The sequence below is a fragment of the Variovorax sp. CCNWLW235 genome, assembly GCF_037204085.1.
In the GTDB taxonomy this organism is placed as follows: domain Bacteria; phylum Pseudomonadota; class Gammaproteobacteria; order Burkholderiales; family Burkholderiaceae_C; genus Variovorax.
In genome coordinates this window covers 81,385-108,025 of record NZ_JBBCBW010000020.1, presented here as the reverse complement: position 1 = coordinate 108,025, position 26,641 = coordinate 81,385, and the positions used below count along the sequence as shown (strand labels likewise).

The following is a 26,641-nucleotide window of genomic DNA, read 5'->3' as shown; positions in this document are numbered from 1 at the left end:
TTGCGCAGCGAAATAAAGGAGGAGGCCGCAGGCCGGGGGACATTCGCGGAGAAAGGTACCCCGTCGGCGGGTGCGCCCCCCGAACCGCTCACGTCAAACACAACGCAGCAAACAAAAGGAGGCTGCATTCAATGCGCCAGAACAGACAGCGCATTCAAAGGCAACTGGATATGCACCATGCTGCTGGGCACCAACGGCTCCCCGCCGTCGCCCCGCGCATCGGCCGGCAGCTCGGCTTCGATCTCGATACCCAGCGACTCGCAAGCCAGCCGTGCCGAGGTGCGGTTGCCGAAGAATTCCGTGTCCAACAGCCGCGCCGCAAAGCTGTTGGCGCCGAGCTCCGAACCGAAGCGCTTGACCACCACATGCTCGGGCCGAATGCCCACTGTGGCCTGCGCACCGACGCTCAGGCTGCCCGGCGCACAGAACAACTCGCTGTCGCGCACACGCACTTTGCCATCGGCCAATACTGTGGCGGGCAGCATGTTCATGCGGCCGACAAAACCCGCTACAAAACGGGTGCGAGGTTGCCGGTAGAGCTCGTCGGGTGTGCCGGCCTGCTCGATGCGGCCGTTGTGCATCAGCACCACGCGGTCGGCCATCGAGAGGGCTTCTTCCTGGTCGTGCGTGACCATGATGGTAACGATGCCCAGGCGCTTCTGCAGCGAGCGTATTTCGCTTCGCAGGCTTGCGCGCACCTGCGCATCGAGTGCCGACAATGGTTCGTCGAGCAACAGCAGGCGCGGGTTGGGTGCCAGCGCGCGCGCCAGTGCCACGCGCTGCTGCTGGCCGCCCGAAAGCTGCACCGGGTATTTGTCGGCATGCGCGGCCAGCCCGACCAGGTCGAGCATCTCGCGCGAGCGCTTGGCCATTTCGCGGGCCAGTGCGCCCGTGGGATGCAGGCCGTAGGCAATGTTCTGCGCCGCCGTGAGGTTGGGGAACAGCGCGTACGACTGGAACACCACGCCAAAGCCGCGCGCCGCGGGCGGCAGGCCCGCGATGTCCTGTCCGCCGAGCAGGATCTGCCCGCTGTCGGCGCGCTCGATGCCGCACACGATGCGCAGCAGCGTGGTCTTGCCGCAGCCCGAGGGCCCGAGCAGGCACACGAACTCGCCCGGTTCGATGTCCAGGTCGATGCCGTCGAGCACCCGCGTGGCGCCAAAGGACTTGCCGATGCCGCGAAGAGAAAGAAAGCTGGTCATCTGCTGGGGCTGAAGCTGGTGCTGTTCTCAAGCACGATCACATCGGCTTCTTTTCCGACTTGGATTCGTAGCGCTTCGACCATTCCGTCAGGATCCGGTCGCGGTTGGCAGCAGCCCAGGTGAAGTCGTTCTTGGCGAGCAGCTTCTCCACATCGCCCGGCACAAACTCCAGCTTTTCCTGGATGCCTGGCAGTGCGAGCACCGCAAAGTTCTTTGCATACAGCTCGTTGGCCTGCTTGGTCACGGCCCAGTCGGCGAGCGCCTTGGCGGCGTCCTGCTTCTTGCTGGTCTTCAGGATGCCGGTGGCTTCCATGTCCCAGCCCAGGCCTTCCTTGGGCAGCACGATGTCGATGGGCGCGCCGTCGCGCTTGGTCTTGTTGGCGCGGTATTCGAACGACATGCCAAGCGCGAACTCGCCGGCACCGGCTTGGCGGCAGGGCTTGCTGCCCGACTGGCTGTAGATGCCGATGTTCTGGTGCAGCGCGTCCATGTACTTCCACGCCTTTTCTTCGCCCATCATCTGGATCCAGCCCGACACCATCAGGTAGCCCGTGCCCGACGCCGCGGGGTTGGGCATGGTGATCTGGCCCTTGTAGACCGGGTTGGTCAGGTCGGCCCAGCTGGTGGGCTTGGGCAGGCTTTTCTTCGTGGCTTCGGCAGTGTTGAAGCAGATGGCCGACGACCACACGTCCATGCCCACCCACTTGGGGGGATTGGCCGGGTCGCGCATCGTCGGCTTGATGGCATCGAGGCCCTTGGGCGCATAGGGTTGCAGCATGCCTTCCTTGTCGAGCAGCATCAGCGATGTGGCGGCGAGGCCCCACACCACGTCGGCCTGCGGGTTGGCTTTTTCGGCCAGCAGCTTGGCGGTGACGATGCCGGTGGAGTCGCGCACGAACTTCAGTTCGATGGCCGGGTTCTCCTTTTCGAAGGCGGCCTTGTAGGCCTGCACCTGGTCGGCCTCGAGCGCGGTGTACACCAGCAGCTCGGTGCGGCCCTGGGCCGAAGCGGCAAAGGCCAGCGAAAGCAGAGCGGCCGGCACGGCGGCCCAGCGGATAGAACGACGCAGCATGGGGAATACCTCGGAAGGAAAAGAAGACGAAGTGCAAGTAACGCGGAAGAAGAAAGTACCCACGGCTAGCGCCATGAACGCGGCGATGCTGGCAGCGGCGTGTGACAGGCATTTGTCAGAAGGCACGCGCCGGCATGGTGCTTGCTGGGCTTCGTCATGCCCTTGTCACCGCAATGCACGAAGCTGGCGCCCTGTCGCCTGCGCTTTCCGCCTTTTGTTTCAGAGCCATGACACTCGACCTCGCCGAGATCGCCCGCCTGTTCGCCGAACGGGGCGGGGTTGCATATGCAGGCGAGCCGGTGTCGCAGCTCGAACATGCGCTGCAATGCGCCTGGCTGGCCGAACAGGCCGGCGCGGACGATGCGCTGGTCACGGCCTCGCTGCTGCATGACCTTGGCCACCTGCTGATCGCAGAGCACCAGACGCTCTCGCGCTCCCCCACCGAGGTGGGCATCGACGACCGGCACCAGTACATTGCCATGCCGGTGCTGCGCGGCGCCTTCGGGCTGGAGGTGCGCGAACCGATCCGCCTGCATGTGGATGCCAAGCGCTACCTTTGCGCGACCCGCCCCGACTACTTCGCGCGGCTTTCGCCCGATTCGGTGCGCAGCCTGGCACTGCAGGGCGGGCCGATGACCACCGAAGCCGCCCGGCGCTTTGCCGACCACCCCTGGTCGGGCGATGCGATCCGGCTGCGGCTCTGGGACGAAGAGGCCAAGGTGGCTGGACTGGAGACGCCGCCGCTCAAGCACTTTTTGCAGACCGCGGCGCGGGTCATGCTGCACTGAGCACTTTTCCAGGCTTCGGGCTCGGCTTCAGGCCCGTTTAAGGAACATTTGACTACTATGTTCCTCACGATGTCGGGCGCGCCTGCGCCCTAGTGAGGAAATCTGCATGTCTTTATCCGTCAAGGCGCGTGCCGCCACGTTCGCCCAGGTCTTGCGCCGCGTCCTGGCCCTGTCCGCGCCCTATTTCAAGTCTGAGGAAAAGTGGCGCGCCCGCGGAATGTTCGCGGCCGTGATCGCGCTGAACCTGGGCACCGTCTATGTCGCGGTGCTGCTCAACGACTGGAGCCGGGTCTTCTTCGATGCCCTGCAGAACAAGAACGAGCCGGTCTTCTGGACCCAGCTGCTGCGCTTCACCTACATCGCAATGGCTGGCATCGGCGTTGCGGTGCTCAAGTTTTACCTGACGCAGTTGCTCCAGGTGCGCTGGCGCGCATGGATGACGCGCAACTATCTCAGCCGGTGGATGGCCAACCGCACCTTCTACCGGCTGGAACTCGCGCGTTATGCACAAAAGCCCGGCACAACGGACGACCAGCCCGCCAATACCGACAACCCGGACCAGCGCATCCAGGAAGACATGCAAATGTTCACCGACTACACGGTGACTTTGTCGATGGGCATCCTGAACTCGGTGGTGACGCTGGTGACCTTCGTCGGCATTCTCTGGAGCCTGTCAGGGCAGTTTGCGTTCACCCTGGGCGGGCATGAATTCACCGTACCGGGATTGATGGTGTGGGTCGCGGTGATCTACTGCACGGTGGGCACGGTCATCACCCACTTCATCGGCCGGCCGCTGATCGGGCTCAACTTCCAGCAACAGCGCCTCGAAGCAGATTTTCGGCACCACCTGGTGCGTGTGCGCGAGTACAGCGAGGCCATCGCCCTTGATCATGGCGAGCGCGTGGAGCGCGGCCAGCTCGACATGCGCTTTTCGAGCGTGCTGCGCAACTATCTTGCGCTCATCAAGCAGCAGAAGAACCTGGTCACTTTCACCGCCTCGTTCGCGCAGCTGGCCATCGTGTTTCCGTACTTCCTTGCGGCGCCCCGCTTCTTCAGCGGCGCAATCCAGTTCGGAGAAATGATGCAGATCGCCCGTGCCTTCAACACGGTGCAGGACTCGCTCTCCTGGTTTGTCGAAAACTATGACCGGGTTGCAATCTGGCGCGCCACCGCCGACCGGCTCACCAGCTTCGACGAAGCCATGCGTGCGCAGGAAACGCCCAACGAGCAACTCGAACGCGACAGCGCGGTCAGCCTGGGCACCGAAGACCTGTCTATCGGACTGCCCAACGGCACGTCGCTCCTGGCGGGTGCGGCGCTGGCGGTGCAACCGGGCGACAGCGTGCTGCTGCAAGGCCCCTCGGGCAGCGGCAAATCGACCCTCTTTCGCACGTTCGCCGGCATCTGGCCGTTTGCAAATGGCCATGTGAAAGTGCCCGATGGCGCGGTGTTCATGCCGCAGCGGCCCTACGTGCCCGACGGCACCTTGCGCGATGCACTGGCCTATCCCAACCCAGCCGAGAACTACAGCGATGCCGAGCTGCGGCAGGCCCTGGTCGATGCGCTTCTGCCAGACCTGGTCAACCGCCTCGACGACAGCGACGCCTGGAGCCAGAAGCTTTCGGGCGGCGAGCAACAGCGCCTTTCAATTGCCCGCGTGTTGCTGAAGAAACCGTCATGGCTTTTTGCCGACGAGATCACCAGCGCGCTCGATGCCGAGGCCGAAGGCGTGCTCTACAAGCGTCTCTCCGACAGGGTGAAGGCCGCGGGTGGCGCCATGGTGTCGATTGCGCACCGGGCAGCGGTCGGCGACTTCCACAACCAGCGCTGGACGCTGGTGCCCCAGCCCGAAGGCGCACCGGCCGGCGGCGCGCGCTATCGGCTGGAGACCTCGGCCTCCGCTGCCGCCTAGGCGCGAGAGGCGTAGCGCTCCCACCCCTTCTTGCGCAAATCGCAAGCGGGGCATTCGCCGCAGCCGTAGCCCCAAGCCTGGCGATGTTCACGGTCGCCAAGGTAGCAGGTGTGGGTTTCTTCGACGATCAGGTCGACCAGCGGCTCGCCGCCCAGGCGGTGCGCCATCTGCCAGGTCTCGGCCTTGTCGATCCACATCAGCGGCGTTTCGATGACGAGGCGGCGCTCCAGCCCGAGCGAAAGTGCGAGCTGCATCGCCTTCATGGTGTCGTCGCGGCAGTCGGGGTAGCCCGAAAAATCGGTTTCGCAGACGCCGGTGACGATCACCTGCAGGCCGCGGCGGTAGGCCAGCGCACCGGCCAAAGTGAGAAACAGCAGGTTGCGGCCAGGCACGAAGGTGTTGGGCAAGCCGTCGGCCTGCATTTCGAACGCCACCTCTTCCGTGAGCGAAGAGCCGCCGAGCTGCGCCAGCGCGGCGAGCGTGAGCACGTGGTCTTCGCCCAGGCGCGGCGCCCAGTCTGGAAAGCGCTCGCGCATCTTCGAAAGGATGGTGCCGCGCACGTCTAGCTCGACGCGGTGCCGCTGGCCGTAGTCGAAGCCCAGCGTTTCGACGCGCTGGTATTTGGAGAGCGCGTCCGCGAGGCAGGTGGTCGAGTCCTGGCCACCGGAGAACAGGACGAGGGCGGTGGTGTGCAGGGGCATTTCTCTTCGACGGCGGTGGGCCGTCGCGGGTACAAAAGCCCTGATTTTCGCAGCCTGCTAGAGAAAGCGCTCGAGCAGCTTGCGCGAGGGGCGGTCGAGCGCCTTCACGTCCGGAATGCGGAACTGCACGCCGTGCGCGCTGGCAATCAGCAGCGCGCCGCCTTCGAGACGGCGGATGTCTTCCTCGGCCTTGAGCACGAAGGTGGTTTCGCCGCGGTCGGTGCTCACGGTCCAGGTGCTGGGCACGCCGAAGCTCGAGACGCCGTGCAGCTTCAACAGCGTGGGCGCAAAGTCGCGCACCGCCAGCTCTTGCTCGAGCAATGCGCGCGTTTCCGGCGGCAAGGCCTCGACGCGATCGATCCAGACCAGTTCACGGCCTTCGCCGCCGACGAGCGACACGCCCTCGCCGGGCGCACTGAGCGGAAAGGCGCGCACAGGCGTCACGCCCACGTGGCGCTCGCCTTCGGCATCGGTCAGCACCAGGCGGCCGAATGCATCGCGCTCGAGATTGAAAATGGGAATGTTGCCGTTCATCATGCGTCTCCCGCCGGATGCGCCGCATGGCTGACCAGCGGCAACTGGGCGCCCGCGCGTTCGTCCACCGCGCCTTCGCTCGCATCGTCGTCCGCCTGGCGCAATTGCGCCTGGTAGAGCCGCCAGTAGGCGCCCTGCTTGGCCATCAGGTCGTCGTGCGGACCGACCTCGACCACCTCGCCGCGGTCCATCACCACCAGCCGGTCGGCCTTGCGCAGCGTCGACAGGCGGTGCGCAATGGCGATGGTGGTGCGGCCCTGCACGAGGTTGTCGAGCGCCTTCTGGATTTCTTTTTCGGTTTCGGTGTCCACGGCCGAAGTGGCTTCGTCGAGGATGAGGATGCGCGGGTCGATGAGCAGCGCGCGTGCAATGCTGATGCGCTGGCGCTCACCGCCCGAAAGACCCTGGCCGCGCTCGCCGACGAGCGAGTCGTAGCCATGCGGCAGGCGCAGGATGAAGTCATGCGCATGCGCGGCGCGGGCAGCGGCCACGATTTCTTCGCGCGTGGCGTCGGGCTTGCCGTAGGCGATGTTCTGCGCAATGGTGCCGAAGAACAGGAACGGCTCCTGCAGCACCAGCCCCACGTGGCGCCGGTAGTCGGCCACGGCAAAGCGGCGGATGTCGGTGCCATCGACCTTGATGGCGCCATCGGTCACGTCGTAGAAGCGGCAGATCAGGTTGACCAGCGTGCTCTTGCCCGAACCGCTGTGGCCCACGAGGCCGATCATCTCGCCGGGCTCGATGGTCAGGTCCAGGTCGCGGATCACCGCGCGCGAACCGTAGCGAAAGCCCAGCCCGCTCATCTCGATGCGGCCCTGCACGCGTTCGATCTTCACCGGATTGGCCGGCTCGGGCACGTTGCTCACGTGGTCCAGGATGTCGAAGATGCGCTTGGCGCCCGCCGCAGCCTTTTGCGTGACCGAGACGATGCGGCTCATGGAATCGAGCCGCGTGTAGAAGCGGCCGATGTAAGCGATGAAGGCGGTGAGCACACCCACTGTAATGCTGCCGCGCGCCACCTGCCAGATGCCGAAGCCCCACACCACCAGCAGGCCGATTTCGGTCAGCAGCGACACGGTGGGCGTGAACAACGACCAGGTACGGTTGAGCTTGTCGTTGACCTGCAGGTTGTAGACGTTGGCAATGCGAAAGCGCTCGGCTTCGCGGCGCTCTTGCGCAAAGGCCTTGACCACGCGAATGCCGGGAATGGTGTCGGCCAGCACGTTGGTGACCTCCGACCACACGCGGTCGATCTTCTCGAAGCCCGTGCGCAGCCGGTCGCGCACCACGTGGATCATCCAGGCGATGAAGGGCAGCGGCACCAGCGTAACCACCGCCAGCAGCGGATTGATGGACACGAGGATGACCGCGGTCATCACGATCATCAGCACGTCGTTGGCAAAGTCGAGCGCATGCAGCGAGAGAAACACGTTGATGCGGTCGGTTTCCGAGCCGATGCGCGCCATCAGGTCGCCCGTGCGCTTGCCGCCGAAATAGTCGAGCGGCAGCGTGAGCAAGTGCTCGTACGTGGTGGTGCGCAGGTCGGCGCCAATGCGCTCCGACACCAGCGCCAGCAGGTAGGTGCGCGCCCAGCCCAGGCCCCAGCCGACCAGCGCCGCGCCGAGCAGGCCGCTGAGATAAATCGCCACGCGTGAGGGGTCGATCTTCTGCCCGTTCTGGAACGGAATCAGGATGTCGTCCATCAGCGGGATGGTCAGGTACGGGGGCACCAGCGTCGCGGCGGTCGAAATCAGGGTCAGGAAGAAACCCGCGATCAGCTGCTTGCGGTAAGGCTTGGCAAAGCGTCCCAGGCGCAGCAGCACCCAGGTCGAAGGGGGCGTCTGCAGCTCGGTGTCGGCGACGGCCGGGTCGTCGCCATCGGGTTCCGCTGTCGCCTCGGCGACAACACCGTTCGCCCGCTGGCCAAACAGCTTGAGCAGCCGCAGCGCGGCAGGCTGGTTGGCCAAGGTGTAGCGCCAGCGCGCCAGCCGACCCGTGGCCCCGATCAGATCGAGGGTTCCAACGCCCGAATGGTCGTTGAGATACAGTTCCAGGGATTCATCGGCTAGTGACCACTCACACCATTGCCCGCCCGGTTGCAGCGCCATTAGCCGCCGGTCGGTCAGGGCCACGAGGCCAAACGTAAACAGAAGTTCTTCGTCAAGGTCAACCGGGAATGTGACCAGAACGTTTTCCGCGGCAGCGAGCCGGCTTTTCAGCGCGTCTGAGGCCGCCTCTGTTTCGCCCTCCCGGGTGCCGACTGGATCGTGATGTTGCATTGTGTTTCTTTGACTCTTGCCCGTCGCGGGCCTCAGGGACCGCGCCATGGCGTCCTTTGTCGGGCGCCGATTCTGACCGATTGCCATGGGCGCGCTTGAAGGCGCCGTGGTGCTCGGCCAAAGCACATCGAACGTTTGCATGACCCGTTTCGACGACATCCGCCTGCTGCGCATCAACTATTTGCGCGGTCCCAACCTCTGGACCTACCGTCCGGTGCTCGAAGTGTGGCTCGACCTGGGCCAGTTGGAAGACTACCCCTCCAACAAGATCGACGGGTTTACCGACCGCCTGACCACGCTGCTGCCGGCGCTCATCGAGCACCACTGCGGCGTGGGCGAGCGCGGCGGCTTCATCCAGCGGCTGACCGAAGGCACCTGGTCGGGCCACGTGCTCGAACACGTGGTGATCGAGCTCTTGAACCTGGCCGGCATGCCGACCGGTTTCGGCCAGACCCGCAGCACCTCGGAGCACGGCGTCTACCGCATGGTGTTCCGCGCGCGCGACGAGCAAGTGGCCCGCGTGGCGCTGGCCGAAGGCCATCGCCTGCTGATGGCGGCCATCAACAACGACCCGTTCACCGCCGCCGACGTGCAAAAGGCCGTCGATGCGGTCAAGGCCAAGGTCGAAGACTGCTACCTCGGCCCGAGCACTGCGGCCATCGTGTCCGCAGCCACCGACCGCGGCATTCCCCACATGCGGCTCAACAGCGGCAACCTGGTGCAATTGGGCTACGGCGCCAACCAGCAGCGCATCTGGACCGCCGAAACCGACTACACCAGCGCCATCGGCGAATCGATTGCCAGCGACAAGGAGCTGACCAAGTCGCTGCTCGCCAGCTGCGGCGTGCCGGTGCCCGAAGGCCAGGTGGTTGCCAGCGCCGAAGAAGCCTGGGAAGCCGCCGAAGACATCGGCCTGCCGGTGGTCGTGAAGCCCTCGGACGCCAATCACGGCCGCGGCGTGTCGCTAGAGCTCACCACGCGCGACGAAGTCATGGCGGCCTATGCGGTGGCCGAGCCCGAAGGCAGCGACGTGATGGTCGAGCGCTTCATCCGCGGCCACGAACACCGCCTGCTGGTGGTGGGCGGCGAAGTGGTGGCGGCCGCGCGCGGCGAAATCATTACCGTGACGGGCGACGGCAAGAGCACCGTGGCCGAGCTGATCGAAAAGCAGCTCAACAGCGACCCGCGCCGCGGCGCCGAAGAGGAATACCCGCTCGACCTGATCGTGCTGGCCTCCGACGCCAAGCTGCAACTCGAACTCAAGCGCCAGGAGCTCGACGGTGCGTCCGTGCCGGCCGCCGGCCGCGTGGTCACCATCCAGCGCAACGGCAACATGGCCAACGACTGCACCGACCAGGTCCACCCTGAAGTGGCGCATGCCGCCGTGCTGGCCGCGCGCGTGGTGGGCCTCGACATTGCGGGCATCGATCTCGTGGCGCAGGACATCGGCAAGCCGCTCGGTCCGCAGCGCGGCGCCATCGTCGAAGTGAATGCCGGCCCCGGCCTCCTGATGCACCTGAAGCCGGCTGTCGGCTCGCCGCGCCCGGTGGGCCGCGCGATTTGCGACCACCTGTTTCCCAACGACGCGCCGGGCCGTATTCCGGTGGTGGGCGTCGCGGGCTCCAAGGACACCGCCGTGCTCGCGCGGCTGGTCGCCTGGGTCATCAACCTGGGCGGTCGCCACACCGGCCTTGCCTGCCGCGACGGCCTCTTTCTCGAGCGCCGCCGCGTCGATGCACGCGACAGCGCCAACTGGGACGCCGGCCACCGCCTGCTCGTGAACCGCGCGGTGGAAGCCGTCGTCATCGAGAACGGTGCCGAAACGATCCTGCGCGACGGCCTCGCCTACGACCGCTGCGAAGTGGGCATCGTCACCGACCTGGAAGGTGTCGAGGCGCTGGCCGACTACGACATCACCGAAAGCGACCAGATGGTCAAGGTGCTGCGCACGCAGGTCGACGTGGTGCTTGCCGAGGGCACGGCCGTGCTCAACGCGGGCGATCCGCGCGTGGCTGGCCTGGCGCCGCTGTGCGACGGTTCCGTCATCCTGTATGCCGCCGATCCGCAGGCCCCTGCCCTCACCGCGCACCAGGCCGCGGGCGGCAAGGCCGTGCTGGTGCGGCAAGACCGCGTGGTGCTGGCCACCGGCAGCAGCGAATCGTTCCTGCCCGGCCTTGGCCGCCTCACCGTCTGGCGTGCCACGCACGCGGGCGTCAGCCTCGAGAGCGTGCTGGCCGCAGTGGCCGCAGCCTGGGCGCTGGGCATTCCGCTGAACCTCATCGGTGCGGGTGTCGAGGCTTTCGAAGCCGACCTGCAGGCGGCGCTGGCCTCGCTGCAGCTCTCGCAGACGCAGCCGCTTTCGTCCCAACCCCAATTTGCCTGATGCGCGCCGCCCCATGAAAGTTACCCGTATCCGCGCCTTGCGCGGTCCCAATCTCTGGAGCCGCCACACCGCCATCGAAGCGGTCGTTGCCTGCGAAGGCAATGAAAACGCCATCAGCCGGTTGCCGGGCTTCGAAGCCCGCCTGCGTGCGCGCTTTCCCACCATCGGCGAACTGCACCCGATGGTGCTGGGCCAGCCGCTCGCGCTCGCGCACGTGCTCGAGAACGCCGCCGTGGCGCTGCAGGCCCAGGCCGGCTGCGCCGTCAACTTCGGCCACACCTCGCCCACCGTGGAAGAGGGCGTGTACCAGGTCACCTTCCAATACAGCGAAGAAGCCGTCGGCCGCCGCGCGCTTGCGCTGGCCGAAGAGCTGATTGCAGCCGCGCTGGCCGACACGGCCTTCGACGCCTCCGCCGCCATCACCGAATTGCGCGACCTCGACGAATCGGAGCGGCTCGGTCCGAGCACCGGTTCCATCGTCGACGCCGCCGTGGCGCGCGGCATTCCGTACCGCCGCCTCACCAGCGGCAGCCTGGTGCAGTTCGGCTGGGGCTCCAAGCAGCGCCGCATCCAGGCGGCCGAAATCGACAGCACCAGCGGCGTGGCCGAATCGATTGCGCAGGACAAGGAACTCACCAAGCAGCTGCTCAATGCCGCCGGCGTGCCCGTGCCGCTGGGCCGGCCTGTGGCCGATGCAAACGACGGCTGGGCCGCGGCCATGGAAATCGGCCTGCCGGTGGTGGTGAAGCCGCAGGACGGCAACCAGGGCAAGGGCGTCACGGTCAACATCACGACGCGCGAGCAGCTCACCGCGGCTTATGAATCGGCCGCGGCATACGGCGAAGTCATGGTCGAGAAATTTCTGCCGGGCTTCGACTTCCGCCTGCTGGTGGTGGGCGACCGCCTTGTGGCCGCCGCACGGCGCGATCCGCCGAACGTGATCGGCGACGGCAGCTCCACCGTGCGCCAGCTGGTGGACGCAGTGAACCTCGACCCGCGCCGCGGCGAAGGACACGCCACCTCGCTCACCAAGATTCGCCTCGACGACATCGCCATCGGCCGCCTGGAGGCCCAGGGCCTTACGCCCGACAGCGTGCCCGCGCGCGGCGAGCGTGTGGTGCTGCGCAACAACGCCAATCTTTCCACCGGCGGCACCGCCACCGACGTGACCGACACCGTGCATCCCGAAGTGGCCGCGCGCGCGGTCGATGCGGCGCAGATGGTCGGCCTGCACATCTGCGGCGTCGACATGGTGTGCGAAAACGTGCTGCGCCCGCTCGAAGAGCAGCACGGCGGCGTGGTCGAAGTGAATGCCGCGCCCGGCCTGCGCATGCACATCTCGCCCTCGTTCGGCCGCGGCCGCGCTGTGGGCGAAGCGATCATGGACACGCTCTTCGCCCCCGGCGACGACGGCCGCATTCCGGTGGTGGCCGTCACAGGCACCAACGGCAAGACCACCACGGCGCGCCTCATCAACCACCTGCTCGCATCGAGCGGCCTGCGCACCGGCATGACCAACACCGACGGCGTGTACGTCGACGGCCGCCAGACCGACAGCGGCGACTGCAGCGGCCCCAAGAGCGCGCGCAACGTGCTCATGCACCCTGATGTGGATGCGGCCGTGTTCGAAGTGGCGCGCGGCGGCGTGCTGCGCGAAGGCCTCGGCTTCGACCGCTGCCAGGTGGCCGTGGTCACCAATATCGGCAGCGGCGACCACCTGGGCCTGAACTACATCACCACGGTCGAAGACCTGGCAGTGCTCAAGCGCGTGATCGTGCGCAACGTGGCACCCGACGGCTATGCAGTGCTCAACGCCGCCGACCCCAACGTGGCCGCCATGGCCGCCGGCTGCCCCGGCCACGTGATCTTCTTCGCCGCCGACCGCCAGCATCCGGTGATGGCCACGCACCGCGCGCAAGGCAAGCGCACCGTGTACGTCGACCAGGACGCGCTGGTGGCGGCCGAGGGCTCGTGGCGCGAGCGCATTGCGCTGCGCGACGTGCCGATCACGCGCAACGGCACCATCGGCTTCCAGGTCGACAACGTGATGGCTTCGGTGGCCGCGGCGTGGGCCGTGGGCCTTGATTGGGACACCATTCGCAGCGGCCTCGCAAGCTTCATGAACGACGCGGCCGGCGTGCCGGGGCGCTTCAACGTCATGGACTACCGCGGCGCCACCGTGATTGCCGACTACGGCCACAACACCGACGCCATGCGCGCGCTGGTGTCGGCCGTGGACACCATGCCGGCCAACAAGCGCTCGGTGGTGATCAGCGGCGCGGGCGACCGGCGCGACTCCGACATCCGCGACCAGACCGCCATCCTGGGCCAGGCCTTCGACGACGTGATCCTCTACCAGGACGCCGCCCAGCGCGGCCGTGCCGACGGCGAGGTGATGGCGCTGCTGCGCCAGGGCCTGCAGGGCGCGGCGCGCACGCGCTACATCGACGAGATCCGCGGAGAGTTCGTTGCCATCGACACCGCGCTCGCGCGGCTGCAGCCGGGCGACCTGTCGCTGATCCTGGTCGACCAGGTCGAGGAAGCGCTGGCGCACCTGGCGCAACGCATCGCGGCGGGCTGACCCGGCCCCGGGGGCTGCCGGACACGTCCCACACGCATCGGCGAGTCTGGCCGGGCCTGCTGTCTCTGCAGTCCCACACCCCGCACGGGGTGCGCCGGGCCAGACTGTTGCTCCGGTCGCGCTTTCGGAGGGCGCGCCTCAACCAGGAGCACCCGATGACAACAACAGTTCGTTCCGCCCTTTCTGCTGCCGCGCTTTTTGCGGCAAGCGGCTTTCTCATACCCGGCCCGGCGTCGGCGCAAGCCCAGGCGCCAGGTTCGGCCGCACGCGCCCAGCAGGAGCGCGCCGTGTGCGACGGCGTCCAGCAGGACCGCGCCGCCTGTCTTCGTGAGGCCGGTGCCGCGCGGCAGGAAGCGCAGCGCAATGGCCTGACCAACGTAGGCCCGGGCCGCGCAGACGCCAATGCCATGGCGCGTTGCCGCGAGCAGCCGGTTGCCGACCGCGCCGATTGCGAAGCCCGCCTGCAGGGCGGCGCACGCACCACCACCGAAGGCAGCGTGATGGGCGGCGGCGTCATCCGCGAAACCGTGACACCCCTGCCGCCGCAACCTGCCGCGCCTTCGCGCTGAGCAGCCATCCACGCGTGGAACCTGGCTTGAAGCAGCCTGTCGAACAGTTTTCGTTTCACGCCACTTAGAGGAGCACACCATGAACAGCACAGCACGTTCGATGATTGCCGCCCTGATTGCCGTGGGCGGTATTGCCGCGGCCACATCGGCCTCGGCGCAGCCGCGTCGCGGCGATTCCACCTACCAGCAGGAGATCGCGGTCTGCGGGCACAACCAGCAAGACCGCGCCGCCTGCATTCGCGAAGCCGGCGCCGCACGCCAGGAAGCCGCTCGCGGCGGCCTGACCAGCGCGCCCGACTACCAGCGCAATGCACTCGCGCGCTGCGGACTGCAGCCACCGGCCGATCGCGCCGACTGCGAAGCACGCGTGCTTGGCGGCAGCGGCAACACCCGCGGCGCCGTCGATGGCAGCGTGATGGGCGGCGGCGTGATCCGCGAATCGGTCACCACCGTCGTCATGCCCGCACCCGCCGTGATGCCAGCCCCTGCCGTGATGCCGGCTCCGGTGCCCGCGCCTTCACGCGTACCGGCTCCGGCGATTGCGCCGATGGCCCCGATGACGCCGATCGCGCCCATGCAGCCCGTGCCGCCGCCGCTGCCCGCACGCTGATGCAGCGCTGATGCAGCGCTGAGGTCGGCAGCTGCGGCACCCGTCGCCGCCTTTCGATGCGGCGACGGGGCTGCATACACCAGGCCCGCGCACACTGTGATGACCCCGCTTGTCACACGACTGTCATAAAGCACGGCGGGCTGCTAGCTATAGTTCTCGGTCTCTGCCTACCGAGGAAACCTTTCCCATGAATGCCATCAAGGTCGCTCGCCGATTCATAGAAACGGACCCGGCCAACGAATCGGCCAAGATCCTGGCCCAGCTCGTGTTGGCGCTCGAATCCGAACGCAGTTTCGAGCTGGTCACGCTCTACAGCCTTGACTACAAGAGCTTCGAGCTCGCCATGGACATCCTGAAGGAATGGCGGCTCGACCGCTACTACGCGAGCAAGTCGAAGCTGTTCGATCTCTCGCTGCAGGTCAGCGAACTCGAGAAGAGCTGAACGCCCTTCTCTTTCACGTCTTTTCTCTTCAGCGCGCCCAGCGCAGCACCAGCGGATCGAGCCGTTTTGCGGTTTCGATCAGCCCTGCGCGCGTGTCCGGGTGCATTGCCGGCAACGGATGGCGCGGTGCTTCGCAGGCAATCACGCCGCCTTCCTTCATGAGCGACTTGCAGGCCAGGAGGCCGGCCTGCCGGTTCTCGTAGTTGATGAGCGGCAGCCACTGCTGATAAAGCGCAAAAGCCTTGTCGCGGTCGCCCGCGCGGTGCGCCTCGATGATCGGGCGGATGCCGTCCGGATAGCCGCCGCCAGTCATTGAACCGGTGGCGCCGGCATCGAGGTCGGGCATCAGCGTGATGGCCTCTTCGCCATCCCACGGGCCTTCGATGGCGTCACCGCCGAGGCGGATCAGTTCGCGCAGCTTCGAGGCCGCGCCCGGCGTCTCGATCTTGAAGTACGCAACATGCTCGATCTCCCTGGCCATGCGCGCGAGGAACGGCGCCGACAGCACCGTGCCGCTCGCCGGTGCGTCCTGGATCATGATCGGAATGCTCACCGCGTCCGAAAGGCCGGCATAGAACTCGAAGATCTGCGGCTCGGGCACACGGAATGTGGCGCCGTGATAGGGCGGCATCACCATCAGCATGGCCGCACCCATGTCTTGTGCGCGCCGGCTGCGCTCGGCGCACACCTTGGTGCTGTAGTGCGTGGTGGTCACGATCACCGGCACGCGGCCGTTCACGTGCTCCAGCATCGTGCGCGTGAGCACCTCGCGCTCTTCGTCGGACAGCACGAACTGCTCCGAGAAGTTGGCCAGGATGCACAGGCCATCGGAGCCGGCATCGATCATGAAATCGACGCATCGCTTCTGGCTTTCGAGGTCGAGCGCGCCCTGCTCGGTGAAGGTGGTGGGCACCACCGGAAAAATACCGCGGTATCTGGGAGTCATGATGAATCAGTGTGAGTGACGGGGAACGGCGGAGCCTCTGCAGCCCACCAGAAAGTCGAAGTCGCAGCCTTCGTCGGCCTGCAGCACGTGGTTGACGTAGAGCTTCTGGTAGCCGCCGCCGCGCGTACTCATGGGCTGTGCGTCTTTGCTCGAAAGCGAAGCCAGGCGTGCCGCCAGTTCTTCATCGCTGATGTCCAGGTGCAGCCGGCCTGCGTCGCAATCGAGCTCGATCCAGTCGCCGTCGCGCACCGCCGCAAGCGGCCCGCCGTCGGCGGCCTCGGGCGCCACGTGCAGCACCACCGTGCCGTAGGCCGTGCCACTCATGCGTGCATCCGAAATGCGCACCATGTCCTTCACGCCCTGGCGCAGCAGTTTGGGCGGCAGCCCCATGTTGCCGACCTCGGCCATGCCGGGGTAGCCCTTGGGGCCGCAGTTCTTCATCACCATTACGGAGCTGGCGTCGATCTCCAGGCTTTCGTCGACGATGCGCTCCTTGTAGTGCTCGAGGTTCTCGAACACCACGGCACGGCCGCGGTGCTTCAGCAATTCAGGCGAGGCGGCCGATGGCTTGAGCACCGCGCCGCGCGGCGACAAATTGCCGCGCAGGATGCGAATGCCGCCGTCGGCGATCAAGGGCTTGTCCAGCGGCCGGATCACCTCGTCGTCGAGGCTCGGCGCCTCGCGCACGTTGTCCCAGATCGACTGGCCATTGACCGTGAGCGCGCCGGGGTGCGGCAGCAAGCCGGCTTCGCCAAGGCGCCGCAGCACCGCGGGCAGGCCGCCGGCGTAATAGAACTCTTCCATCAGGAAGCGGCCCGAGGGCATCAAATCGACGATGGTCGGCGTGTTGCTGCCGATGCGCGTCCAGTCTTCCAGCTCGAGGTCGACGCCGATGCGCCCCGCAATCGCCTTCAGGTGAATCACCGCGTTGGTCGAGCCGCCGATGGCCGCATTGACGCGAATCGCATTCTCGAAAGCCTCGCGCGTGAGAATCTTCGAGAGCGTGAGTCCCTCCTTTGCCATTTCGACAGCGCGCATGCCCGACATCTGCGCAAGCACATAGCGCCGTGCATCCACCGCCGGAATGGCCGCGTTGTGCGGCAGCGAAGTGCCCAGCGCTTCGGCCATGCAGGCCATCGTCGAGGCGGTGCCCATGGTGTTGCAGGTGCCCGCCGAGCGCGACATGCCGCCTTCGGCCGAAAGGAACTGGTGCAGGTTGATCTCGCCGGCTTTCAGCGACTCGTGCAGCTGCCACACGGCCGTGCCCGAGCCGATGTTCTTGCCTTCGAGCTTGCCGTTGAGCATGGGCCCGCCCGTGACCACGATGGCGGGAATGTCGCAGCTTGCAGCGCCCATCAGCAGTGCGGGTGTGGTCTTGTCGCAGCCCGTGAGCAGCACCACCGCATCGACCGGGTTGCCGCGAATGGCTTCTTCCACGTCCATGCTCGCAAGATTGCGAGTGAGCATGGCGGTGGGCCGCAGGTTCGATTCGCCGTTGGAGAACACCGGAAACTCGACCGGAAAGCCACCCGCCTCCGAGATGCCGCGCTTCACATGCTCGGCAATCTTGCGAAAGTGCGCGTTGCAAGGCGTGAGCTCGGACCACGTGTTGCAGATGCCGATGATCGGGCGGCCGTCGAACTCATGGTCCGGTATGCCCTGGTTCTTCATCCAGCTGCGGTACATGAAGCCGTTCTTGTCGGCCGAGCCGAACCATTCGGTCGAGCGAAGCTTCTTCTTGGGAGTTTGGTCCGGCATGCGGAAGTTTCCTGAAAGCGAGAGAAAAGAGAAAAAACAAGGAACGCGTCAGCGCCGTGGCGCGCGCGAGGTGAAGAAGCGCTGCAGCAGGCAGAACACGAAGAGCAGCGCACCCACCACGATGCGCGTCCACCACGAGCTCAGCGTGCCGTCGAAGGAAATCAGGGTCTGGATGATCCCGAGCATCAGCACGCCGAAGAGCGTGCCCGCCACATAGCCCACGCCGCCCGTGAGCAGCGTGCCGCCGATGACCACCGCCGCAATCGCGTCGAGCTCCAGCCCCAGCGCATGCAGGCCGTAGCCCGAGAGCATGTAGAAGGTGAAGATCACGCCGGCCAGTGCCGAGCAGAAGCCCGACAGCGTGTACACGCCGATGAGCGTGGAGCGCACCGGCAGGCCCATCAGCATGGCCGAATGCTCGCTGCCGCCAATGGCGTACACCGCGCGGCCGAAGGGCGTGCAATGCGCAATGAACACCGCGGCCAGCAGCACCACGACGGCGATTACCGCGCTGATCGACAGCGATGCCTCGCCCCAGATCGGAATGCGGATCTGCGAGACCTCCGAATAGAACTCGTTGGTGATGCTGATCGAGTCGATGCTGATCAGGTAGCAAAGGCCCCGCGCCAGGAACATGCCCGCCAGCGTGACGATGAAGGGCTGCAGCCTGAAGCGCTCGATGAGTAGGCCCATGAACGCGCCGAAGGCCGTGCCCATGGCCAGTACCAGCGGAATGACCACGATAGGGCTCCAGCCGTGCTTCTCGACCAGCGAGGCCGACACCATTGTGGTGAGCGCAATCACCGAGCCCACCGAAAGATCGATGCCGCCCGAAAGAATCACGAAGGTCATGCCCACGGCCACGACGATCAGGAAGGCGTTGTCGATCAGCAGGTTGAGGAACACCTGCGCCGAAAAGAAGCCGTCGTAGAACACCGAGCCGAGCGTGGCCATCAGCATGAACAGCGAGATGGTCGCCGTGAGCGGCAGATACTTCGGGTTGAGCCCCGTCTTGCCCCCTCTCCCGCGCGCGGGAGGGGGTTGGGGTGAGGGTGCAGCCGCTTCGATCACCGCGCTCATGCCCGTCCCCCTTCATGCACCGGCCGCTGCACCAGCGCGCGAACCTCCGCCCTGAACTCCGGCGACTGCAACAGCATCACCGCAAAAACCACGACCGCCTTGACGACAAGATTGATCTCCGGCGGCACGCCCAGCGAGTAGATGGCATACGTCAGCGTCTGGATGATCAGCGCGCCGATCACGCTGCCCATGAGGCTGAAGCGCCCACCGGTGAGCGCGGTGCCGCCCAGCGTCACTGCCAGGATGGCGTCGAGTTCCAGCAACTGGCCCGCGTTGTTGCCGTCCGCGCTCTTGACGTTGGAGCTGATCAAGAGGCCCGCAATGCCTGCGCACACGCCGCAGAACGCATACGCTCCAACGATGAGCCGCCGTGCCTGCACGCCGGCCACACGCGCGGCGGTCGGGTTGATACCCACCGCCTGGATGAACAGGCCGAGTGCCGTGCGCGTGATGGCCAGGTAAAGCAGCACGAACACCGCCGCCACGATGAACAGCGAGAACGGCAGGCCCAGCAGATAGCCGCTGCCAAGGAAGAAAAACGGCTTGTAGTAAATGGTGATGATCTGCCCGTCGGCGATGAGCTGCGCAATGCCGCGCCCCGCCACCATGAGGATCAGCGTCGCGATGATCGGCTGCATGCCGACCTTGGCCACCAGCAGGCCGTTCCACAGGCCGCACAGCAGCGCAACGCCAAGGGCGGCCAGGATGGCCAGCCACATCGGAAAGCGGCTCACGTCGCTGGCGACCGATCCGCCGATCATCCAGGCCGCCACGGCCGCCGCAATGGCCACCACCGCGCCCACCGAAATATCGATACCGCGCGTGGCAATGACGAGCGTCATGCCCAGAGACACCAGCACCAGCGGCGCAGCGCGATTCACGATGTCGATCAGGCTGCCGTAAAGATGGCCGTCGCGCCACTCGAGGTGCAGGAAGCTGGCGTTGAATGCTGTGTTCACTGCAAGCAAGAGCAGCAGCGTGACGATGGGCCAGGCCAGGCGGTGGCGCATGAAGCCGGCCAACTTGTTTCGTGAGTCGGTCATCTTGTTCTTGCCAGAGCTTGTTCAGGGCGCGTGCAAAGGCCACCGGGTACTCCCCTCCGCGAATGTCCCCCGCCTTCGGCTCCTTCTTTATTTCGCTGCGCGGAGCACCCGATGCCCTGTGCACCGGGACACGCTGCTGGTGCAACGCTGATCAGCGACCGCTCTGAATTACGCACCCGTCGATGGGGTGCCTTGCGCAGCGAAATAAAGGAGGAGGCCGCAGGCCGGGGGACATTCGCGGAGAAAGGTACCCCGTCGGCGGGTGCGCACCAGGGACTGCTCCCGCATTCAGCATTGCGCGAAGGCCGCTGCGCCCCCACCCCTGCCCTCCCCCGGAAGGGGAGGGAGAAAGACAAAAGGGTGCTCATGCTGCTGCAATCATTTCGTAGACCTCGTCTTCGGTCGAACCGCCCGGCAGCTCGCCCACCTTCTTGCGGTCGCGCAGCACCACGATGCGATGCGCCACGCGCACCACTTCGCTGATTTCGGAAGAAATGAAGACCACCGCCATGCCTGCGCGCGCAAGCCGAAGAATTTCTTCCATGATTTCCTGCTTGGCCGCCACGTCGATACCGCGTGTGGGCTCATCGAGAATCAGCAGGCGCGGCTCGGTTGCGAGCCAGCGCGCAATCATCGCCTTCTGCTGGTTGCCGCCAGAGAGCAGGCCAATGGGTGTTTCCACGCTCGCGGTCTTGATTCCCAGCGACGCAACAAAGCGCTCGGCCATCGCGGTCTGTTCGGCGTGCGGCAGAAAGCGCCGCGTGCCGAGCCGCGCCTGCAACGCGAGTGCAATGTTCTCGCGCACCGACAGCTCGGCCACGATGCCGTCGGTCTTGCGCTCTTCGGGGCACAGCGCCAGCCCTTCGCGAACCGCGTCCGCCGGGTTCGAAAAGCTGACCGTCCGTCCGTCGATCTTCAGCACGCCGCGGTCGGGCGTTTCGAGCCCGAACAGAAGGCGCGCGAGTTCGGTGCGGCCGGCGCCCAGCAGGCCCGCAATGCCGACGACCTCGCCGGCACGCACGCGCAAATCGGTTGCCTGCAGCTGCCCCGCCTGCCCGAGTCCTTCCGCCTGCAGCAAGGCCGGCGCCGCTTCGTCGAACGCCGGCAGCGCAGCTGGCCGGGCGGACTGGGCCGCGAGTTCCCGACCCAGCATGGCGGCAATCAGCGCCTGCGGTCCCAGCTCGGCAGCGGGCCACTCGCCTACCCAGTTGCCATTGCGCAGCACCGTGATGCGGTCTGACACCGCATACATCTGGTTGAGAAAGTGCGTCACGAAGACGATAGCCAACCCTTCCCCGCGCAGGCGCCGCAGCACCTCGAACAGCTTCTCCACCTCGTCGTCGTCAAGGCTCGAAGTCGGCTCGTCGAGAATCAGCACCTTCGACGACACGCCGAGCGCACGCGCAATGGCCACCAGCTGCTGCACGGCCACCGAGTAGCTCGACAGCAGCCGCGTCACGTCGATGTCCAGCCCGATGCGAGCCAGCAACTCGGCGGCACGCCGGTTGACGGCCGCCCAGTCGATTCGAAAGCCCTGCGCCGCGCCACAACGCGGATACCGCCCCGCAAACACGTTCTCGGCCACCGAGAGGTTCGGGCACAGGTTCACCTCCTGGTAGACCGTGCTGATGCCCAGTTTTTGCGCTTCGAGCGGCGATGCGGGATGAATGGCCTGCCCGTCCAGGCGTATTTCCCCGGCGCTTGAAGGCAGCACGCCCGTCAGCACCTTGATCAGCGTCGACTTGCCCGCACCGTTCTGCCCCATCAGCGCATGGATCTCGCCCGGGTAGAGCCGCAGCTGCACATCGCGCAGCACCGGAATGTCGCCGAACTGCTTGTGGATGCCCCGCAGTTCGAGCACGGGAGAAATGCTGCCGCCCGTCATGCGCTTACTTGTTCTTGTTGTAGACGTCGATGAACACCGCGGCCAGCAGCACCAGGCCCTTGATCACCTGCTGGTAGTCGATGCCGATGCCCAGGATCGACATGCCGTTGTTCATCACACCCATGATGAACGCGCCGATCACCGCGCCCATTACCCGGCCCACGCCGCCCGAGGCCGAGGCGCCGCCGATGAAGCAGGCCGCGATCACGTCGAGTTCGAAGCCCAGGCCGGCCTTCGGCGTGGCGGTGTTGAGCCGCGCCGCGAACACCAGGCCCGCAAGCGCAGCCAGCGCGCCCATGTTCACGAAGGTCAGGAACGCCAGCCGCTGCGTCTTCACGCCGGAAAGCCGCGCCGCCTTCTCATTGCCGCCCAGCGCGTAGATGCGCCGGCCGATGGTGGTGCGGTTGGTGACGAAGTCGTACACCACGATCAGCACCGCCATCACGATCAGCACATTCGGCAGGCCCTTGTAGGTCGAGAGCAGGTAGCTGAAGAACAGGATGATGGCCGCGAAGAACAGGTTCTTCACCAGGAAAAACACATAGGGCTCGGTTTCCATGCCGTGCGCCGCGAGCCTGGCGCGCCCGCGCAGCTTGAAGAACACCAGCGCCGCCGCGGCCAGTGCGCCGACCACCAGCGAGGTGGTGCGCAACGTGTCTCCACCCAGCGGATCGGGAATGAAGCCCGAACTCAGCCGTTGGAACTCGACCGGAAACGGCCCGACCGACTGCCCCGCCAGCAACGCCAGCGTGAGCCCCTTGAACACCAGCATGCCCGCGAGCGTGACGATGAACGACGGAATCTTTCGGAATGCGACGAACCAGCCTTGCGCCGCACCGATGACCGCGCCCGCCGCAATGCTGATGAGGGCCGTGGGCACGAAGTGCCATTCGTACTCGACCATCAGCACCGCCGCCAGCGCGCCGATAAAGCCGCAGACCGAGCCCACCGACAAGTCGATGTGCCCCGCCACGATCACCAGCAACATGCCCAGCGCCATGATCACGACATAGCTGTTCTGCAGCAGCAGGTTGGTGAGGTTGAGCGGCCGCAGCAGCGTGCCGTCGGTCAGCACCTGGAACAGCACCATGATCGCCACCAGCGAGATCAACATGCCGTATTCGCGCAGGTTGTTCTTCAGGAAGCCGGCGTGCAGCTTCGGGGCGGCCTCTGCCACGGGGACGGCGGTGTTCACCGCGTTGACTTCAGGCTGGGACATGGACGGAACTCCCGGCGCTCACGATGGCGTGCATGATGCGTTCCTGCGAAGCCTCTGCCGCCGTAAATTCGGCCACGAAGCGGCCCTCGTTCATCACATAGATGCGGTCGCACATGCCTAGCAGTTCCGGCAGTTCGGAAGAAATCATGAGAATGCCTTTGCCCTCGCTCGCGAGCTGGTCGATGATGGTGTAGATCTCATATTTGGCGCCCACGTCGATGCCGCGCGTGGGCTCGTCGAGGATCAAAAGTTCGGGTTTGGTAAAGAGCCACTTGCTGAGCACCACCTTCTGCTGGTTGCCGCCCGACAGGTTGACCACCAGCTGCTCCACACCCGAAGAGCGGATGTTGAGCGCCTTGCGGTAGTCGCTGGCCACCTTGAATTCGCGTGCGTCGTCGATCACCATCGAACTCGACACCGCCTCCAGGTTGGCCAGGCTCACGTTCTTCTGGATGTTTTCTTCCAGCACCAGGCCCAGGCCCTTGCGGTCTTCGGTGACATAGGCAATGCCCTGGTCGATGGCCTTGCGCACCGTGCCCACGTCCACCGGCTGGCCGTGCATCAGCACCGTGCCGCTGATGCGCTGGCCGTAGGACTTGCCGAACACGCTCATTGCAAGCTCGGTGCGCCCCGCGCCCATGAGGCCCGCGATGCCGACGATCTCACCTTGGCGCACATGCAGGTTCACGCCCTTGATCTGCTCGCGGTCGGCATGCAGCGCGTGGTGCACGCGCCAGTCGCGCACTTCGAACACGGTTTCGCCGATCTTCGGATGGCGCTGCGGATAGCGGTGCGCCATGTCGCGGCCGACCATGCCGCGGATGATGCGGTCTTCGCTGATCGGCTGGTTGCGGCAGTCCATGGTTTCCACCGTGGCGCCGTCGCGCAGCACGGTAATCGAGTCGGCCACCTTGGCAATCTCGTTGAGCTTGTGCGAGATGAGAATCGACGCAATGCCCTGGCGCTTCAGTTCGAGCAGCAGCATCAGCAATGCGTCGCTGTCGTTCTCGTTGAGGCTGGCGGTGGGCTCGTCCAGAATCAGCAGCTTCACTTCCTTGGCCAGGGCCTTGGCAATCTCCACCAGCTGCTGCTTGCCCACGCCCAGGTCGGTCACCAGCGTGGTGGGCGGCTCTTTCAGGCCCACCTTGGCAAGCAGCTCGCGCGTCTTTGCATAGGCGGCAAACCAGTCGATCACGCCGCCGCTTGCAATCTCGTTGCCGAGAAAGATGTTCTCGGCAATGGACAGCAGCGGCACCAGCGCCAGCTCCTGGTGAATGATGATGATGCCGAGCTTCTCGCTGTCCGCAATGCTCTTGAAGCGGCGCAGCTCGCCCTCGAAGTGGATCTCCCCGGTGTACGAGTCGCACGGGTAGACGCCGCTCAGCACCTTCATGAGCGTCGACTTGCCCGCGCCGTTCTCGCCGACCACGGCATGGATCTCGCCCGCGCGCACCGCCAGGTTGACATTGCTCAGCGCCTTCACGCCGGGAAACGTCTTGGTGATGCCGCGCATCTCGAGGATGCTGCGCGAGTCTGCTTCCATGCCGTTTCTCACTTGACCTGGCTTTCCTTGTAGTAGCCGCTGTCGACCAGCACCTGCTTCCAGTTGCCGCCGTCCACGCTCACGGGCTTGAGCAGGTACGAAGGAACCACCTTCACGCCGTTGTTGTAGGTCTTGGTGTCGTTCACTTCAGGCGTCTTGCCCGAGAGCATGGCGTCGACCATGGCCACCGTGACCTTCGCCAGTTCGCGCGTGTCCTTGAACACGGTCGAGGTCTGCTCCTTGCGCAGGATCGACTTGACCGACGGAATCTCGGCGTCCTGGCCCGAGACGATGGGCATCGGCTGCGAGGCCGAGCCGTAGCCCACGCCCTTGAGCGACGACAGAATGCCGATCGACAAGCCGTCGTACGGCGACAGCACCGCATCGACACGGTCCTTGGTGTAGTAGGCCGACAGCAGGTTGTCCATGCGCGCCTGCGCCACCGCGCCGTCCCAGCGCAGCGTGCCGACCTTTTCCATGCCCATCTGCTTGCTGCGCACCACCAGCTTGCCGCTCTTGATGTACGGGTCGAGCACCGACATGGCGCCGTTGTAGAAGAAGAAGGCGTTGTTGTCGTCCGGCGAGCCGCCGAACAGCTCGATGTTGAACGGGCCCTTGCCGCTCTTCAACCCAAGTGCCGCCTCGATCGACTGCGCCTGCAGCACGCCCACCTGGAAGTTGTCGAAGGTGGCGTAGTAGTCGACGTTCTTCGAGCCCTTGATGAGCCGGTCGTACGCAATGACCTTCACGCCCTTGTCGGCGGCTTTCTGCAGCACGTCGGACAGCGTGGAGCCGTCGATGGCCGCAATCACCAGCACCTTCGAGCCCTTGGTGACCATGTTCTCGATTTGCGCGAGCTGGTTCGGAATGTCGTCGTCCGCGTACTGCAGGTCGGTCTTGTAGCCCTTTTCCTTGAAGTACTTGACCATGTTGGCGCCGTCTGCGATCCAGCGGGCCGATGACTTGGTGGGCATCGAAATGGCGATCGGGCCCTTGTCCTGCGCATGCGCGAGTGGAGCGATACCGGCCACGGCCAGCGCGATGCCTGCGAGCGAGGCCTTGAGGAAGTTGCGTTTCATGGGTGCTTGCTCTCAGTACTTACGGTTGGGGAACTCTTTGGCAGCGACTTCCATGGGGAAGATGCCTTCTTCGGTCACGATGCGCTTGGGCAGTGCCTTGCCTGCCTTGATGTCTTTCACAGCGCTCATCAGCTGCGGCCCGAGCAGCGGGCTGCATTCGACCGACACGTTCAGCTTGCCGGCGATCATGGCTTCGAAGGCGCCCTTGACGGCGTCGATCGAGATGATCGTGATGTCCTTGGCCGGCTTCAGGCCCGCTTCCTCGATGGCCTGGATCGCGCCGATGGCCATGTCGTCGTTGTGCGCGTACAGCACGTTGATCTTCTTGCCCTCGGCCTTGAGGAAGGCTTCCATCACCTCCTTGCCCTTCGCGCGCGTGAAGTCGCCGGTTTGCGAGCGCACGATCTTGAACTTCGGGTCGGCCTTGATGATTTCTTCAAAACCCTTCTTGCGGTCGATGGCCGGTGCCGAGCCCACTGTGCCCTGCAGCTCGACGATGTTCACCTCGCCCTTCTGGTCCTTCATTTTCTCGACCAGCCAGCGGCCGGCCTTGCGGCCTTCCTCGACGAAGTCGGAGCCCATGAAGGTGACGTAGAGCGAGTCGTCCTTGGTGTTCACGGCGCGGTCGGTCAGCACCACCGGAATCTTCGCGGCCTTGGCTTCGCGCAGCACGGTTTCCCAGCCCGATTCGACCACCGGCGAGAAGGCGATGACATCCACCTTCTGCGCAATGAACGAGCGGATCGCCTTGATCTGGTTTTCCTGCTTCTGCTGCGCGTCGGAGAACTTGAGCTCGATGCCCGCCTCCTTGGCGGAAGACTTGATCGACTCGGTGTTGGCGGTGCGCCATTCGCTCTCGGCACCAACCTGGCTGAAGCCCAGCACGATTTTTTTCTGCGCCAGTGCCGTGGCAGGCAGAAGCCCGCCGAGCGAAGCTGCGGCGAGCGCGATATTGAGGGTGCGGCGATTGAGTTTCATGGCTTGTCTCCTTCTTTCTAAGTGCTTGTTGAAAACC

Annotated in this window: 21 protein-coding genes; 7 read left to right on the top strand and 14 right to left on the bottom strand. The window is 65.6% G+C overall.

The genetic code is table 11. The features are described from left to right. Window positions 1–128 precede the first annotated feature (128 nt). Complete coding sequence (locus V9L21_RS20450) at window positions 129–1,202, bottom strand: ABC transporter ATP-binding protein (protein WP_337314750.1); 1,074 nt, start codon at window positions 1,200–1,202, stop codon at window positions 129–131. 37 nt (window positions 1,203–1,239) lie between these two features. Continuing rightward, window positions 1,240–2,274 (bottom strand): putative 2-aminoethylphosphonate ABC transporter substrate-binding protein, encoded by a 1,035-nt coding sequence (locus V9L21_RS20445; protein ID WP_337314749.1) that lies wholly within the window; start codon window positions 2,272–2,274, stop codon window positions 1,240–1,242. Window positions 2,275–2,501: 227 nt separating this feature from the next. Here V9L21_RS20445 and V9L21_RS20440 point away from each other — a divergent pair, with 227 nt between their 5' ends. Then, window positions 2,502–3,062, top strand: a complete 561-nt coding sequence (locus V9L21_RS20440; RefSeq protein WP_337314748.1) for a phosphonate degradation HD-domain oxygenase — start codon at window positions 2,502–2,504, stop codon at window positions 3,060–3,062. A 106-nt stretch (window positions 3,063–3,168) separates the two neighbouring features. After that, window positions 3,169–4,974 carry an ABC transporter ATP-binding protein/permease gene (locus V9L21_RS20435; RefSeq protein WP_337314747.1) on the top strand — a complete coding sequence of 602 codons (1,806 nt, stop codon included), beginning with the start codon at window positions 3,169–3,171 and terminating at the stop codon, window positions 4,972–4,974. Here V9L21_RS20435 and queC read toward each other — a convergent pair. Genes queC through V9L21_RS20420 form a run of 3 tightly spaced genes read right to left on the bottom strand, consistent with a single transcriptional unit; the run spans window position 4,971 to window position 8,488 of the window. Next, window positions 4,971–5,675, bottom strand: a complete 705-nt coding sequence (gene queC, locus V9L21_RS20430) for a 7-cyano-7-deazaguanine synthase QueC (RefSeq protein ID WP_337314746.1) — start codon at window positions 5,673–5,675, stop codon at window positions 4,971–4,973. The genes V9L21_RS20435 and queC overlap by 4 nt on opposite strands. Window positions 5,676–5,732: 57 nt before the next feature. After that, window positions 5,733–6,209: a cyanophycin metabolism-associated DUF1854 family protein gene (locus V9L21_RS20425; RefSeq protein WP_337314745.1), complete on the bottom strand. Its 477-nt coding sequence runs from the start codon at window positions 6,207–6,209 to the stop codon at window positions 5,733–5,735. After that, a complete protein-coding gene (locus tag V9L21_RS20420) occupies window positions 6,209–8,488 on the bottom strand; it encodes a cyanophycin metabolism-associated ABC transporter (RefSeq protein WP_337314744.1) in 2,280 nt (759 codons plus the stop codon). The genes V9L21_RS20425 and V9L21_RS20420 overlap by 1 nt, the downstream gene beginning before the upstream one ends. 139 nt (window positions 8,489–8,627) lie before the next feature. On the opposite strand from V9L21_RS20420, the gene V9L21_RS20415 reads away from it, so the two are divergent. The 5 genes from V9L21_RS20415 (at window position 8,628) to V9L21_RS20395 (ending at window position 15,073) form a co-directional block, all read left to right on the top strand. Continuing rightward, window positions 8,628–10,871 carry a cyanophycin synthetase gene (locus V9L21_RS20415; protein ID WP_337314743.1) on the top strand — a complete coding sequence of 748 codons (2,244 nt, stop codon included), beginning with the start codon at window positions 8,628–8,630 and terminating at the stop codon, window positions 10,869–10,871. Window positions 10,872–10,884: 13 nt separating this feature from the next. Next, entirely contained in the window at window positions 10,885–13,452 is a 2,568-nt protein-coding gene (gene cphA, locus V9L21_RS20410) for a cyanophycin synthetase (RefSeq protein WP_337314742.1), read from the top strand. Window positions 13,453–13,607: 155 nt separating this feature from the next. Further along, a complete protein-coding gene (locus V9L21_RS20405) occupies window positions 13,608–14,021 on the top strand; it encodes a hypothetical protein (RefSeq protein ID WP_157612294.1) in 414 nt (137 codons plus the stop codon). A 79-nt stretch (window positions 14,022–14,100) separates the two neighbouring features. After that, window positions 14,101–14,631: a hypothetical protein gene (locus tag V9L21_RS20400; protein WP_337314741.1), complete on the top strand. Its 531-nt coding sequence runs from the start codon at window positions 14,101–14,103 to the stop codon at window positions 14,629–14,631. A 187-nt stretch (window positions 14,632–14,818) separates the two neighbouring features. Continuing rightward, window positions 14,819–15,073, top strand: coding sequence for a hypothetical protein (locus tag V9L21_RS20395; RefSeq protein ID WP_012746204.1), 255 nt, complete (start codon window positions 14,819–14,821; stop codon window positions 15,071–15,073). Window positions 15,074–15,101: 28 nt separating this feature from the next. Here the strand turns inward: V9L21_RS20395 and V9L21_RS20390 are convergent, their stop codons facing one another. The 9 genes from V9L21_RS20390 to V9L21_RS20350 form a co-directional block, all read right to left on the bottom strand. Beyond that, on the bottom strand, window positions 15,102–16,019 hold the full coding sequence (locus tag V9L21_RS20390) for a dihydrodipicolinate synthase family protein (protein WP_337314740.1): 918 nt from the start codon (window positions 16,017–16,019) through the stop codon (window positions 15,102–15,104). A gap of 6 nt (window positions 16,020–16,025) precedes the next feature. Next, entirely contained in the window at window positions 16,026–17,777 is a 1,752-nt protein-coding gene (locus tag V9L21_RS20385; RefSeq protein ID WP_337298074.1) for an IlvD/Edd family dehydratase, read from the bottom strand. A 48-nt stretch (window positions 17,778–17,825) separates the two neighbouring features. Then, a complete protein-coding gene (yjfF, locus tag V9L21_RS20380; protein ID WP_337314739.1) occupies window positions 17,826–18,857 on the bottom strand; it encodes a galactofuranose ABC transporter, permease protein YjfF in 1,032 nt (343 codons plus the stop codon). Continuing rightward, window positions 18,854–19,900: an ABC transporter permease gene (locus tag V9L21_RS20375; RefSeq protein WP_337314738.1), complete on the bottom strand. Its 1,047-nt coding sequence runs from the start codon at window positions 19,898–19,900 to the stop codon at window positions 18,854–18,856. Before V9L21_RS20375 ends, yjfF begins: the two co-directional genes overlap by 4 nt. 364 nt (window positions 19,901–20,264) lie before the next feature. Further along, window positions 20,265–21,785 carry a sugar ABC transporter ATP-binding protein gene (locus tag V9L21_RS20370; RefSeq protein ID WP_337314737.1) on the bottom strand — a complete coding sequence of 507 codons (1,521 nt, stop codon included), beginning with the start codon at window positions 21,783–21,785 and terminating at the stop codon, window positions 20,265–20,267. Between the two features lie 4 nt (window positions 21,786–21,789). Further along, the gene (mmsB, locus tag V9L21_RS20365) at window positions 21,790–23,004 is read right to left on the bottom strand and encodes a multiple monosaccharide ABC transporter permease (RefSeq protein ID WP_337314736.1); all 1,215 of its coding nucleotides are present in this window, start codon (window positions 23,002–23,004) and stop codon (window positions 21,790–21,792) included. After that, window positions 22,991–24,547 (bottom strand): multiple monosaccharide ABC transporter ATP-binding protein, encoded by a 1,557-nt coding sequence (mmsA, locus tag V9L21_RS20360; protein ID WP_337314735.1) that lies wholly within the window; start codon window positions 24,545–24,547, stop codon window positions 22,991–22,993. Before mmsA ends, mmsB begins: the two co-directional genes overlap by 14 nt. Before the next feature lie 8 nt (window positions 24,548–24,555). Continuing rightward, window positions 24,556–25,626 (bottom strand): multiple monosaccharide ABC transporter substrate-binding protein, encoded by a 1,071-nt coding sequence (gene chvE / locus V9L21_RS20355; RefSeq protein ID WP_337314734.1) that lies wholly within the window; start codon window positions 25,624–25,626, stop codon window positions 24,556–24,558. A gap of 12 nt (window positions 25,627–25,638) precedes the next feature. Further along, window positions 25,639–26,604, bottom strand: a complete 966-nt coding sequence (locus V9L21_RS20350) for an ABC transporter substrate-binding protein (RefSeq protein ID WP_337298067.1) — start codon at window positions 26,602–26,604, stop codon at window positions 25,639–25,641. Between the last annotated feature and the right edge of the window lie 37 nt (window positions 26,605–26,641).